General features: G+C 73.0%; 13 protein-coding genes and 1 tRNA gene. 5 read left to right on the top strand and 9 right to left on the bottom strand.

Going from position 1 to position 12,960, the window contains the following annotated elements:
• On the top strand, positions 1–351 hold a 351-nt coding region (locus tag VNF07_12865; GenBank protein HVB07130.1), incomplete at its 5' end, for a hypothetical protein.
• A gap of 85 nt (positions 352–436) precedes the next feature.
• On the opposite strand, the gene VNF07_12870 is transcribed toward VNF07_12865, so the two are convergent.
• Positions 437–2,050: a hypothetical protein gene (locus VNF07_12870; protein HVB07131.1), complete on the bottom strand. Its 1,614-nt coding sequence runs from the start codon at positions 2,048–2,050 to the stop codon at positions 437–439.
• Positions 2,051–2,193: 143 nt separating this feature from the next.
• Positions 2,194–2,269, bottom strand: a tRNA-Lys gene (locus VNF07_12875).
• A gap of 43 nt (positions 2,270–2,312) precedes the next feature.
• On the opposite strand from VNF07_12875, the gene VNF07_12880 reads away from it, so the two are divergent.
• Complete coding sequence (locus VNF07_12880; GenBank protein HVB07132.1) at positions 2,313–2,438, top strand: hypothetical protein; 126 nt, start codon at positions 2,313–2,315, stop codon at positions 2,436–2,438.
• A 16-nt stretch (positions 2,439–2,454) separates the two neighbouring features.
• On the opposite strand, the gene VNF07_12885 is transcribed toward VNF07_12880, so the two are convergent.
• Entirely contained in the window at positions 2,455–2,598 is a 144-nt protein-coding gene (locus VNF07_12885; protein HVB07133.1) for a hypothetical protein, read from the bottom strand.
• Positions 2,599–2,773: 175 nt separating this feature from the next.
• On the opposite strand from VNF07_12885, the gene VNF07_12890 reads away from it, so the two are divergent.
• Positions 2,774–3,061, top strand: a complete 288-nt coding sequence (locus VNF07_12890; protein HVB07134.1) for a DUF503 domain-containing protein — start codon at positions 2,774–2,776, stop codon at positions 3,059–3,061.
• 70 nt (positions 3,062–3,131) lie between these two features.
• Here VNF07_12890 and VNF07_12895 read toward each other — a convergent pair whose 3' ends face one another.
• The 6 genes from VNF07_12895 to VNF07_12920 all read right to left on the bottom strand — a co-directional run bounded on the left by VNF07_12895 (position 3,132) and on the right by VNF07_12920 (position 10,623).
• Positions 3,132–3,269, bottom strand: a complete 138-nt coding sequence (locus tag VNF07_12895; GenBank protein ID HVB07135.1) for a L,D-transpeptidase — start codon at positions 3,267–3,269, stop codon at positions 3,132–3,134.
• A 428-nt stretch (positions 3,270–3,697) separates the two neighbouring features.
• The gene (locus VNF07_12900) at positions 3,698–4,975 is read right to left on the bottom strand and encodes an MFS transporter (protein ID HVB07136.1); all 1,278 of its coding nucleotides are present in this window, start codon (positions 4,973–4,975) and stop codon (positions 3,698–3,700) included.
• Between the two features lie 33 nt (positions 4,976–5,008).
• Entirely contained in the window at positions 5,009–5,968 is a 960-nt protein-coding gene (locus VNF07_12905) for a quinone oxidoreductase (GenBank protein ID HVB07137.1), read from the bottom strand.
• Between the two features lie 3 nt (positions 5,969–5,971).
• Positions 5,972–8,890, bottom strand: coding sequence for an FAD-binding and (Fe-S)-binding domain-containing protein (locus tag VNF07_12910; protein HVB07138.1), 2,919 nt, complete (start codon positions 8,888–8,890; stop codon positions 5,972–5,974).
• 52 nt (positions 8,891–8,942) lie between these two features.
• Positions 8,943–9,341 carry a riboflavin kinase gene (locus tag VNF07_12915; protein HVB07139.1) on the bottom strand — a complete coding sequence of 133 codons (399 nt, stop codon included), beginning with the start codon at positions 9,339–9,341 and terminating at the stop codon, positions 8,943–8,945.
• 25 nt (positions 9,342–9,366) lie between these two features.
• Complete coding sequence (locus VNF07_12920; GenBank protein ID HVB07140.1) at positions 9,367–10,623, bottom strand: MFS transporter; 1,257 nt, start codon at positions 10,621–10,623, stop codon at positions 9,367–9,369.
• A 216-nt stretch (positions 10,624–10,839) separates the two neighbouring features.
• On the opposite strand from VNF07_12920, the gene VNF07_12925 reads away from it, so the two are divergent.
• Positions 10,840–11,715 (top strand): hypothetical protein, encoded by an 876-nt coding sequence (locus VNF07_12925; GenBank protein HVB07141.1) that lies wholly within the window; start codon positions 10,840–10,842, stop codon positions 11,713–11,715.
• Positions 11,699–12,934, top strand: a complete 1,236-nt coding sequence (gene kynU, locus VNF07_12930) for a kynureninase (GenBank protein HVB07142.1) — start codon at positions 11,699–11,701, stop codon at positions 12,932–12,934. Before VNF07_12925 ends, kynU begins: the two co-directional genes overlap by 17 nt.
• The last annotated feature ends 26 nt before the right edge of the window (positions 12,935–12,960 follow it).

The following is a 12,960-nucleotide window of genomic DNA, read 5'->3' on the forward strand; positions in this document are numbered from 1 at the left end:
GCAAGCGAAACCAACAAGAAAGGCGATAGCAGCTGGACAGCAGAGCTCATCAGTCGCATGTTCAATGAGTCTGCAGAAGCGATGCAACAGATGCTCCGCCTGCTTGCGGACGCTGACGGCGACGAAGTGTCGACAAATGAGATCGCATCCCGGCTCGGTCTGCCGAAGGGTGCGATGTCGGTTGCCGGGATGGCCGGCGCGCTTGGTCGCCGAGTCTCAAGTCGCTACGGCATGTCCGGGCTCCCATGGACAACGAGGTGGCGCTTTATTGACCCGGCCGACGAGGCTCAGGGCACCGAAACGCTGTTTGCCATGCCGCCCTGGGTGTGCAAACTGATTCGCGAGAGCTAGCTGTCGCACCTGGTCAGCGCCCCCGAGCGGAGATAACTCGGGGGCGCTGATTCGCGTCCCGACACTCGCGTCGAGTCGCCAGTCCTCACGATCTCCCAGAATTGGCGTGCCGGGCACTGTGGACGACATTGCCGAGGTGTTCCGCTGCTTCACGGCGTGCCGACATGCGCGCCTTGCTGTAGTGCTTCGCCAAGACTTCCGGCGAGTGCCCTTGGCGCTGTGCGACCACGCTGATGTTGAATCCGGCGTCGAGAAGTTCGCTCGAGGTGAACTTGCGAAAGCCATTGAACGACAGGTTGAAGTTCAGGCCGAGCCCTGTCGCTTGCTCTCGCCTGAGAGCGGCCTCACACGCCTGCTGCGCCCATTCCGCCGTGCGGTTGAGGCTCCGCCCGACGTCGGAGTAGGACATCGCCGCACCGTCACGTGGCTTCGGCCCCCGGCGGCCCGTCCGGTCGACGCTCCCCGATCGTCGCAGATGCAGCGCTTCGTTCTCCAACGAGATCGTCTCGGGCCGCTTGTCCTCGACGCCGAGATACTCCTTCAACACCCTGAGACGCTTGCTCACGCGATCCGGGAGCATCGGCTTCGAACCGTCCGGCTCTGACGGAAAGAGGAACGGATCCTCGGCCGTCCGCGCGCCCACCGAGGTGCAGCGTTCCTCGATCTCCTCGAGCAGGCCGCACAGCAACCCAAGCGTCTCCCCGTCGAGCGGAACCTCCCGGCGGTGCTGCGCGCGCTTCGGATCCTTCAGACTCCCATCGACGTCCGCTGCCGCCCACACCCATAGCGAGGAGCGAGCGAGGTCGAGGTCCGAACGTCGCAATGCGACCAGCTCCCCGAGTCGGGCTCCGGTCGTCGCCGCGAGAACGAGGATCGGTGCGACCTCCGGTGTGTGTTCGAACGCGGTGTGCAAGATCAGGGCGATGTCGTCGGCCTCCGGGGGCAGCCGCTCCCTCGGGACATAGCTGCTCTTCGGCATCTGAAAGTCGAGCAGGGGGTGGTGCATGACCTTGCCGGTCCGCCGGCCCCACTTGAAGGCGCCCGAGAGCAGCGCTTTGACCTGGTTCATCGAGCCGCTGCTCTGCCCCGCGCGCCGCATCCGTGCGAAGCACCGGTCGATGTCATCGGGCGTGACCCGTCGCGCCGACTTCGTGCCGATGATCGGGAAGACCCAGTTCCTTGCCGAGCTCTCGTAGCGGTAGATCGTTCGCTGTTCCCTGCCTTGTTCCTCGAGATAGGCCAGGTAGTGCCCGATGAGGTCTTCGAGCGTCCACCGCGTCGCGTCCTGGTCCTGCGGCACAGCGCGCCGGAGCTGCTCGCGGAGCAACCCGCGGACGAACTCGACGTCCTCCTTCGCGCCGCGAACGCGCCGATGGGCGCGGTTGCCGTTGACCTGAACCTGAATACGGGTCGTTCTCGTTCGCTGCTGCGGCGGCCGCCGGCGTGCCCGAGCCGACATGCTGAGGTGCTCGACCCGCACGCACAACGGCTCGTCCGGACACGGGTTGACGACTTCATTTGCGGCGAGCGGGCCGTGTTTGAGTTCCCAGGCGCGCCGGTGCGCCGTCACTTGCTTCCCATCGACCTGCAGCTTCCCCGTTCCGCGTTGCGGGTTCCGGCTGCCGAGCCACAGGTGGTGCTCGCCGGTGCGGTCGACGTGGGACTCGAAGCGCTCGAGGGCCTGTCGGTCGTCTGCCACGCCATCACCTCCACCGCCTGTCCGGCGCCTTCGGTGACTGTATCGCCCGGCTGTATCGGAGGCTGTATCGCGCCACTTTTCGAGAAGCGAACCACCGCGATACAGCTGCCGCCTCGCCCTTATGCCTCCGACCTGGGAGTTTGTGGTGCGCCCCGAGGGACTTGAACCCTCAACCTGCGGATTAAGAGTCCGTTGCTCTGCCAATTGAGCTAGAGGCGCCAGGTGGAGACTGCATCGTAGTCGCCGCCGGGACCAGCGAGTCGTGGCCGTCCCTGCGCGCTCCACGGATTCCCCGGTCGGCCGCTCGACGCTGCGTGGTCAGCGCAGGATCACGGTCGTCGTGCTGAGCACGCCGTTGAAGGAGGCCTGCTCGACGATCGTGGCGTGACGTTTCGCGGCAGCGATCAGCTGGCGACACAGGTGGAGTTGCTCGGGCAGGCCCCGTCCCAGAAGTTGTTGGCGCCGTCGACGTGGGCGTTCGACCAGTTGAAGGCCGACGCCGAGCTGATGGCCGGCAGCGCCAGCACGGACCCGAAGGCGAGTGCCACCGCGATGATGGCGTAGGGGAGACGACGGAGCGAGCGATGCGACGCAGCGGTGGACGCAGGACCTCCTCCGGGGGGCGGTGAGACGTCTCTACACGGGAATCGATCTGATGCCGAATGTTTGTGATGCCAAAACTTTTGACCCACGACGATCTGCTTGGGGGGACAAGATCCACTGATGCCCACCGCCTGTCTCACCCTCGACCTGCGCCTGCCGGCGGCAATGACGCTGAAGGACAAGCGGCAGGTCCTCCGCCACCTCCTAGACACGGCCCGCAGCCGCTACCGGGTCGCCGCCGCCGAGCTCGACCACCAGGATCTCCATCAGCGGGCGCTGCTCGGCTTCGCCGCGGTGGCCGCCGACGCGGCGCACGTCGAGGAGGTCCTCGACGAGGTGGAGCGCTTCGTCTGGTCCCACCCCGAGCTGGAGGTCATCGGGAGCGTGCGCTCCTGGACCGAGGAATGAGCCAGGTGCGCAGTCGAGGAGCGAGCCGGCCCTCGGTTCCTCCAAGGCCGGCTCGCTCGCGACGTCGACCTCAGGACTGGATGATCACCGGTGTGCCGAGCGGCAAGGTGCCCGCGAGGCGCACGATCGTCGAGTTCGACACCCGGAGGCAGCCGTGGCTCACGTTCCCCCCGACGCTCGACGGGTCGTTCGTGCCGTGCAGGCCGATCGCCGCCGAAGCTCTGCAGCACGTTCGAGTACGCCGACAGCCCGAACGCGTAGGGACCGTAGGCGGCGTCGGGCGAGGGCTGCTTCAGCAGATCGACGATGTAGTAGGTGCCGAGCGGTGTCGGGAGGACCGATCGCCCCCACGCCCACCGGCGTGACGAGCATCCTGGAGGAGCCCTTGAACACCGTCAGCTGGTGCGCCGACAGGCTGACGAGGACGCGTAGGGAACCTGCGCGACGCTCATCTGGGATGCCTTCACCCACCCGGTCGAACCGTCGGGGCGGGTGGGCAGGTAGACCTTGATCCAAGTCGGGTAGTACTCGAGGTCGGCAACCAGGAAGACGAGCGGCTGGCCGGCCGCCGTACCTTCGGGGACGGCTTCTATCTGGCACCAGCAATTGGCAAAATCGTGACCGCGCCCGAAGGCGCTAAGAGCTGTCGGCGATCGGCAGCGCGGCGGTCAGATCTCCCGGCTCCTGCAGCCAGCCACCGACCACCACCGCGGTCGCGAATCCGAGCACGCCGACCACCGGGCAGGCGAAGCTGAGCGAGGAGGTGGCGATCAGCCCGGCGTCGAGCAGCGGTCCCCCGGCGGTGCCGGCGTCGGAGACGAAGCGCCACACCGAGAGGAAGGCGGCGCGCCCGACGGCGGGGGCACGGTCGGCCCCCATCGTCATGATGATCCCGCTCCCAAGGCCGTTCCCGAAACTCACGAGCAGCGCGGCGAGGAAGACCGTCGAGAAGACGTGGGTAAGCGGCATCACCATGTGGCCGATCGACAGCAGCACGAGGCAGGGCACCGCGACCACGCGCCGCCCGAAACGGTCCGAGATCATCCCCGCCGGATAGAAGAGCGAGAGGTCCATCAGCGAGGAGAGGCCGAAGATGAGGTCGATCTGGCTCGCCGAGAGGCCGACGTGGGAGCCCCACAGCGGGATGATCGCCTGCCGGCTGCCGCGCAGCAGGCTGATCCCGAAGGTCCCGACGCCGGCAGTGGCGAACTCGTGGCGGTTGTCGGCGACGATGCGCAGCGGCTGCACCCGCCCGCCGACCCGCTCGTAGGCGCCCGGGTCCTTCGAGTCGCGCCGCCAGACGAGCGCCGCGAAGCCGAGGATGATCGCGACGAGGAAGGTGAGGAACGAGCCGCGCACCGGCTTCGCGCCGAAGATCGCGAGGACGACGAAGGGGCCGAGGACCTGCCCGGCGCGGGAGACCCCGCCGAGGGTGCCGAGCGCCCTACCGCGCATCGCGAGCGGCGCCACCCGGCTGAGGTGGGTGAGGCGCACGAGCGACCACACCGCCCAGCCGCAGGAGGCGATGAAGACCCCGACGCCGAGCATCAGCACCGAGTGGGTGGCGAGCACGCTCGAGACCCCGACGAGGAGGAAGACGGCCGCCACCCAGGTGGAGCGGGACTCGCCGAGGCGGGCCACGACCCAGCCCGAGGGAAGGTCGAAGAGCATCGTCCCGAAGGCGTTGAGGCCGACGATCACACCCGCCACCGAGGCGTGCGCGCCGTCCTGCTTGGCGGCGATCGCGAGGATCGGGATAATCGCCCCCTGCCCTGTCGCGAGCACGAGGAAGGGCAGGTAGACCTGGGCGAAGAGCGGGCCGAGGACGCCCGCCTTGTCGTCCCCGCGCCCCGTCCCCGCCATCACCTCTCCCTCGGCATCACCGCCCCTGCGCCGGAGGAGGCGCCGGGTCATGCTTCCACGCGCGCCTCCCGGCGCTCCAGGTGGCTACGGGGCGATGAGGAGGAGCTTGCCGGTCGTCCCCCGTCCCTCGAGGTCGCGGTGCGCGGCGGCGGCCTCGGAGAAGGGGTAGCGGGCGCCGATGCGCACGTCGAGGGTGCCGGCGAGGATCCAGCCGAACAGACGCTCGGCGCGCTCGAGGAGCTCGTCGCGGCTGCGAGTGTAGTCCCCGAGGCTCGGGCGGGTGATCTTGCGCGAGGCGCTCAGGCGCGAGAGGTCGAAGGGCGGCACCGGGCCGCTCGCCGCCCCGTAGAGGGCGAGGGTCCCGAAGGGGGCGAGCGCCGCGAGACTGGCGTCGAAGGTCGCCTTGCCGACGGCGTCGTAGGCGACGGCCACTCCCCCGCCGCCGGTCGCCTCGGCGACCGCTCCCGCCACGTCGTCGTAGCCGACGACGAGCTCGGCGCCGGCGGCGCGGGCGAGCGCTTCCTTCTCCGGGCTCGACACCGTGGCGACGACGCGCCCGCCGCGGTTCACGATGATCTGGGTGAGGAGGAGGCCGACGCCGCCCGCCGCGGCGTGCACGAGGGCCACCTCGCCGGGCGCCACCGGGTGCGTCGAATCGGCGAGGTACTGCGCCGTCAGCCCCTGCAGCAGCACCGCGGCCGCGACCTCCTCGGAGATCTCCTCGGGGAGGGGCACGAGCTGGTCGAAGGAGACGACCACCTCCTCGGCGTAGCTCGCCGGCGCCGTCTTCCAGGCGACGCGGTCGCCGAGCGCGACACCGCTCACGCCCTCGCCGAGGGCGGTCACGCGCCCCGCGCCCTCGGCACCGGGGACGACCGGCGCCTCGCCGCCGCGGCTGCCGGCGCGCACGAAGGTGTCCATGAAGTTCACCCCCGCGGCGTGCACCTTCACCAGCACCTCGCCGGCGGCGGGCACCGGCGAAGGGCGCTCGGCCACCTCCAGCACCTCGGGCCCACCGAAGACCTTCGCCTCGACGACCTGCATCGCCTACCTCCCTCTCGCTTCGTGTTCCGGTTCGAGCGTCGCGCCGACCGCGCCGAGACCGAGGGCGCTGTGCAGCACCTCGGCGAGGTGCAGGCCGCGCCGGCCGGCGAGGGCGGAGAGCTGGGTGCGGCAGCTGAAGCCGTCGGCGAGCAGCAGCTCGCCCTCCTCCCCCTCCGCCAGCTGCGCGAGGGTGCCGGCGCGCGCCACCTGCTCGGAGAGGGCGCCGTGGCCGGCCTCGACGCCGAAGTTGCCCGCCAGCCCACAGCAGCCCGTGGAGGAGCGCACGCGCGCGCCGAGGGCGGCGAGGAGCGCGGCGGTCGGTGCGAAGCCGCCGGCCGCCTGCTCGTGACAGTGGACCTGCGCGAAGAGCGCCTCGTCGAGGTGCCCCGTCGGGAGCTCGCGCCCGGCGAGCAACCCGGCGAGCGAGGTGACCTGCCCCGAGAGGCGCTCGGCCCGCTCGCGCCAGCGGCGGTCGCGGGGGCGCGCGAAGAGCTCGGCGGCGTCCTCGGCGAGCATCGAGAGGCAGCTCGGCTCGAGGACGACGACGGGCAGGCCGGCCTCGAGCGCGGGGGCGAGGGCCCGCAGCGTGCGCCGCAGCGCCCGCCGGGCGGCGCGGAAGCGCCCCGTCGAGTACCAGGTGAGGCCGCAGCAGGCGGCCGACGGGCAGGGCTCGGCGGAGAAGCCGGTGGCGCCGAGGACCTCGGCCGCGGCACGGGCGATCGCCGGGTCGAAGTGGCGGGTGAAGGTGTCGCCGAAGAGCAGCACCCTCTCGCCCTCCCCGCCGGCCCGAGCGACAGCGGTGCGGCGCTCGCCGCGCCCCGCGAAGCGGGGCAGCACCGCGTCGGCCTCGATGCCGGCGAGGCGGCGCAACGGGCGGGCGCGGCGGCTCGAGACGAGGAGGTTCGCGGCCGCCGGCAGGCGCGCCGCGAGGCGTGCCCAACGGGGGAGGCCACCGAGCAGGTAGTGCGTCCGTGGGCGCAGCCGCCAGGCGTAGCGGCGGGAGAGGAACTCCGCCTTGTAGGTGGTCATGTCCACCCCGACGGGGCAGTCGCTCTTGCAGGCCTTGCAGCCGAGGCAGAGGTCGAGCGCCTCCTCGACCTCGCGCGAGCGCCAGCCGTCGCGGATCACCTCGCCCTCCAGCATCTCGGCGAGCAGGCGGATGCGGCCGCGCGTCGAGTGCGCCTCCTCGCGGGTCACCTGGTAGCTCGGGCACATCCCGCCGCCGACGGGGCGGCGGCAGCGCCCCACGCCTACACAGCGGCGCGCCGCAGCGGCGAGGTCGCCGCCGTCGGCGCGCAGTGCGAGGCGGGTGCGCGGCGAGAGCGCGGGCAGGCTCGTCTTGATCCGCAGGTCGCCGTCGATCGGCCGCGGCTCGACGATGAGGCCGGGGTTCAGCAGGTTGGCCGGGTCGAAGGCCGCCTTGAAGGCCGCGAAGGCCTCGAGGACCTCCGGCGGGTACTGGCGCGCGAGTAGCTCGCTGCGGGCCTGGCCGTCGCCGTGCTCCCCCGAGAGCGAGCCGCCGTGCGCGACGACGAGGTCGGCGGCGTCCTCCATGAAGCTGCGGAAGGCGGCGACGCCGGGCGTCGAGCGGAAGTCGAAGTCGATGCGAATGTGCACGCAGCCCTCCCCGTAGTGGCCGTAGTGCACGCCGTGGCGGCCGTGCTCGGCGAGCAGGCGGTCGAAGCCGACGAGGTACTCACTCAGGCGCTCGGGGGGCACCGCCGCGTCCTCGAAACCGGGGAAGGCCTCTCCCCCGCCGGGGAGGCGCGTCGCGAGGCCCGCTCCGTCCTCACGGATCCGCCAGATCGCCCGCTGCTCTGGCGCCGGGCCGACGACCCGCCCGCGCACCGCGCCGCCGAGCGAGGAGAGGAGCCGTTCCCCCTCGGCCGCGGCGCCAGCGGCGCTCTCGCCGCCGACCTCGACGAGCAGCCAGGCGCCCCCGCCGCCGAGGAGCTCGACACTGCCGCGGCGCCCCGCCGCCTCGGAGAGGGCGACGACGCGCTCGTCGATCCCCTCGATCGTGAGCGGCACCGCCCCGAGGGCGGCCGGGTCGAGGAGCGCGGGGACGAAGGCCGCGGCGGCGTAGACGTCGGGGAAGGCGAGGACGACGAGGGCGCGCGCCGCGGGAGGGTGCACGAGCCCGAGCGTCGCGCCGAGGAGCAGGGCGCAGGTCCCCTCGCTCCCGACGAGGGCGCGCGCGAGGTGCGGGCCGCCGTCGGCGAGGAGGTGCTGCAGGTTGTAGCCCGAGACCCGCCGCGGCAAGAGGGGGGCGTAGGCGCGTGCCAGCGCCTCGCCGTGGCGGGCGACGAGGCCCTCGAGGTCGCGCTGCAGCGCCCCAGCACGCGCCGCCTCCTCCCCGGCACGGAGCGTCCCGCCGAGGGTGAGGCGCTGGCCGTCGGCGAGCAGCACGTCGAGCGACTCGACGTTGGCGTCGGTCTTCCCGTAGCGCAGCGAGTGCGCGCCGCAGGCGTTGTTGCCGATCATCCCGCCGACGGTGCAGCGGTCGTGCGTCGAGGGGTCGGGGCCGAAGGCGAGGCCGTGCGGCGCGGCGGCGCGCTGCAGCGAGTCGAGCACCACCCCCGGCTCGACGCGCGCGAGGGCGCGCTCGGGGTCGACCTCGAGGACGTGGTCGAGGTGGCGCGAGCAGTCGATCACCACCCCGCCCCCGACCGCCTGGCCGCCGGTGCTCGTGCCGCCGCCGCGCGCCGTCACCGGCACGCCGTGCTCCGCACAGGCCGAGAGCGTGGCCGCGATGTCGTCGGTTGAGCGGGGGAAGACGACCCCCACGGGGACGATCCGGTAGTTCGAGGCGTCGGTCGCGTAGAGGGCCCGCGCCGAGGCGTCGAAGTGCGCCTCGCCCGCGAGCTCGCGGCCGAGGCGCTCGGCGAGCGCTCCGCCGCTCGCGGTCTTCACGGTGCGCACGCGACGCCCTCCTCGGGGCGCGCTGCGCCGGGCTCGGCGGGCAGGGCGCTCCTCAGTTCGGGGTGATGCGGTCCCGCGCCCCGAGGAGCGCGCGCACCGCCTCGACGTCCTGGCGGATCTGCTCGATCAGCTCGTCGACGCTCTCGAAGCGCCGCTGCGAGCGCAGCTCGTTGGTGACGGTCACCCGCAGGCGCTCGCCGTAGAGGTCGTCGTCGAAGTCGAGGAGGTAGGCCTCGACGAGGCGCGGCGAGGTCGCGTCGTGGAAGGTGAGGCGGCGCCCGAGCGAGATCGCCGAGAGGTAGAAGCTGCCGTCGGCCCGCTCGACGAAGCCCGCGTAGACGCCGTCAGCGAGCGCGGGCTCCTCTTCCTGCTCGACGTTCGCGGTCGGGTAGCCAAGCTGACGGCCGCGGTGGTCACCTTCGACGACGATGCCCTCGAGGACGTACTCCACCGGATCACCCTACCCAGCTGGCCGCTCACGACCCCAACCCGGAGCGCTCCGCCCCCTCGACCGGGAGCGGCCGCGGCGCGCCGGCGGCACGCCCCGGCACCCTCCGCCAGCAGGCGAGCGCCGCCGCCGCGAGGAGGGCGAGCACCCCGCCCGCGACGTAGAAGGGGAGGACGGGCGAGAGCGAGAAGAGCGCACCGCAGCCCGCCGCCCCCGCCGCCGTCGCGCCGGTGCGCGCCGAGCCGACCAGGCCCTGCGCGGCGCCCTGCTCGTCGGGGCGGACGGCCCCGGAGAGGACCGAGAGGGCCGCCGGGGTGACGAAGACCGCCCCCGCCGACTCGAGGCAGCCGAAGACGAGCAGCGCCACCACGCTGTGCAGCCCCGGGTAGACGCAGGCGAAGATCGCCGAGGCGGCGATGCCGAAGGCGACGAGCAGGCGCCGGTCGACGCGGTCGGCGAGGCGCCCGGCCCCCGGCGAGAGGAGGGCGTAGGGGAGGCAGTAGAGGGTCCAGGAGGCGCCGATCTCCACCGAGTCCGCCCCCCGGAGGTGCAGGAGCAGGCTCCAGCAAGCCTCGTAGAGCCCGCCGACCAGTCCGACGGCGGCGAAGACGAGGGCCGCGCCGACGAGCGAGGGCGAGAGGAGGGCGCGCGCCCTGCCGCCGGCGGGGCGGGGGGCGGCGACCGCCCCCGGCGCGGCGGCGAGGCGGCCGCGGGGGAGCACTCCGAGGGCCGGCACCGCGGCCGCGCCGGCCGAGAGCGCGGCGCCGATGAAGAGCCAGTGCATCGAGGAGGCGCCGATGATGCTGCCGACGAGCGGGCCGATCGCGAGCGCGAGCGTCTGCGCGCCGTAGAGGACGCCGAAGGCGCCGCCCCGACCCGCCGGCGGCAGGACGAGGCCGATCGTCGCCGTCGCGGCGACGGTCACCGAGCCGGCGCCCGCGCCCTGCAGCGCCCGGAAGGCGATGCCGGCGAAGGCGCCCGGGACGAGCACGAAGCCGACGCAGCCGGCGGCGAAGGCGGCGAGCCCGCCGAGGACGACCGGGCGCGGGCCGAGGCGGTCGACGAGGCGGCCGAGGGGGAACTGGGTGAGCATCCCCGAGGCGAAGTAGGAGGCCATCACGAGGCCGACGAGCGCCGGGCTCGACCCGTGCTGGCGAAGGTAGGTCGGGAGGAGCGGGACGATGGCGCCGCCGCCCATCCATTCGAGGAACTCGAGGGTGCAGAGCGCGACCACGAGACGGCGCAGCTCGGGGGTGAGGCCCGGCAGCAGGCGGGTCACCGGCACCTGCGCCACGCTACCTTCGACGGCCCCGAGCCCCGCAGGCCGCCACGACCCGCGCAGGCAGCGTGCGTAGTGTTTCGGGCGGCCCGGGCCGCCCCGGCCCGAAGAGACGAGGACGACGCCAGCGTGAGCCGCAAGCGACGCGACCAACGACCGAGAGCCAGCACCGCGCCGCGACCGCCTGCCCCGGCCGCGGCACCGGCACCGACCAAACAGGCGGTGCGGCGCCACGCGCTGCGCGCCGTCGTGCTCGGCCGCTTCCCCGCGCTCGTCGCCATCGCCCTCGTGCTGTTCGGCGTCCTCGGCTACCTAGCCCTCATCCCGGTGACCGTGATCAACGGGCAGAAGCTCGCGGCGCTCGTCCCGAGCAAGGCCCTCCTCCCCCACCTGCAGCCTGCACCGGCCTTCGCCGGGACGATCCCCGTGCTGCCGAACAAGCTCGCCTCGGTCATCGCCGCCGCGAACGACGACCCCGGCCACACCGCGGCCTACTCCGAACAGTGGTTCGGCACAGGCTCGAACGGTGGCAACGAGCAGCTCAACCTCACGATCCTGCCGAGCGCCGCGGTGGCAAAGGACCTCTTCGCCCAGGAGGTGCAGCAGAACCTCACCGCCGCCTCGATCACCGCGGCGAAGAACGTCCTCGAGCACCGCTTCACCGTGGGCGGCCTCGACGCCGAGGGCGCGCAGTACTCGATCCCGCGCTCCGCGCAGAGCTCGAGCGGGAGCTCGGTGAAGCTGCGGCCGACGACGGGCTTCACCGTGATCGCCCGCGACGGCCGGGCCGTGGTGCGCGAGACCGCGCAGGGCGCGACGGTCACGAGGGCGCAGTCCGAGGCGCTCGCCCACCAGGTCGACGCCCTCCTCGCGAAGCGCCTCGGCTCCTTCCCGAGCATCGCCGCCACCCACTACCCGACCACCGCCTCGCTCCTCTACCTCCTCGTCCTGCTCGCGCTCGTCGCCACCGCCCTCCTCACCCCCTCGGTCGCCCGCCGACGCGCCGCGGCGCGACGCCAGCGGGAGGCCGAGCGCGCCCGCTACCAGTACCGGGTGCGGGGAGCGAAGAACCTGCGGCGCCATCGCACCCCCTACTGAGCCCGCCGCCGCGGCGCTCTCGCGCGCCGCGTGCACCGCGCTCGACGCCGCCGACCCGCTCGCGCGACGCCGCGAGCGCTTCGACCTCCCCGAGGGAGTCATCTACCTCGACGGCAACTCGCTCGGCGCGATGCCCGCCAACGTCGCCGGCCACCTCCGCCGCCTGCTCTACGAGGAGTGGGGCGAGGGGCTGATCCGCAGCTGGCAGCGCGCCGCGTGGTGGGAGAAGCCCCTCGCGCTCGGCGAGCGCATCGCCCCCCTCCTCGGCGCCGCCCCGGGGCAGGTGATCGTCGGGGACTCGACCTCGGTCGACCTGTTCAAGGTGCTCGTCGCCGCCGCACGCCTCCGCCCCGGCCGGCGCGTCGTCGTCAGCGAGGCGGGGAACTTCCCGACCGACCTCTACCTCCTCGAGAGCGCCCTCGAGCTCACCGGGGGCGAGAGCCGCCTCGTCGAGCGCGACGAGCGGGCCGTCGCCGCCGCCCTCGACGAGGGGGTCGCGGCGCTCTTCCTCACCCACGTCGACTACCGCAGCGCCGCGATGTTCGACCTCAAGGAGATGACCGCCCTCGCGCACGGGGCGGGCGCGCTGATGATCGTCGACCTCTGCCACAGCGTCGGCGCCGTGCCGCTCGCGCTCGACGAGGCGGGGGTCGACTTCGCCGTCGGCTGCACCTACAAGTACCTGAACGGCGGGCCGGGCTCCCCCGCCTTCGTCTACGCCGCCGCCCGCCACCACGAAGCGGTGCGCCAGCCGCTCGCCGGGTGGGGCGGCCACGCTCGTCCCTTCGACTTCGAGGCCGCCTACGAGGCGGCGCCGGGGATCGCCCGCTTCTCCTCGGGTACCCCCTCGGTCCTCGCCCTCGCCGCCCTCGAGGCGGCGCTCGGCGCCTTCGACGGCGTCTCGGTGGAGGCGCTGCGGGAGAAGAGCCGCCTGCTCTCCGAGCTCGTCATCGGCCTCGTCGCGGCGCGGCAGCTGCCGGGGCTCTCCCTCGCCTCACCGAGGGACTTCGCGTGCCGCGGCAGCCACCTCGCCTACCGCCACGGCGCGGCGCGCGCCCTGCAGGAGGCGCTCGCGGCGCGCGGTGTGGTCGCCGACTTCCGGCCGCCCGACCTGCTGCGCCTCGGCCTCGCGCCCCTCTACCTGCGCGCCGTCGACTGCTTCGACGCCGTCGAGGTCCTCGCCGAGCTGCTCTCGGCCCCGCCCTTCGCAGCCGCCTGAGCGCCCGAGGGCGCGCGCGACGGAGC

This window comes from Acidimicrobiales bacterium (genome assembly GCA_035533595.1).
In the GTDB taxonomy this organism is placed as follows: Bacteria; Actinomycetota; Acidimicrobiia; order Acidimicrobiales; family Bog-793; genus DATLTN01.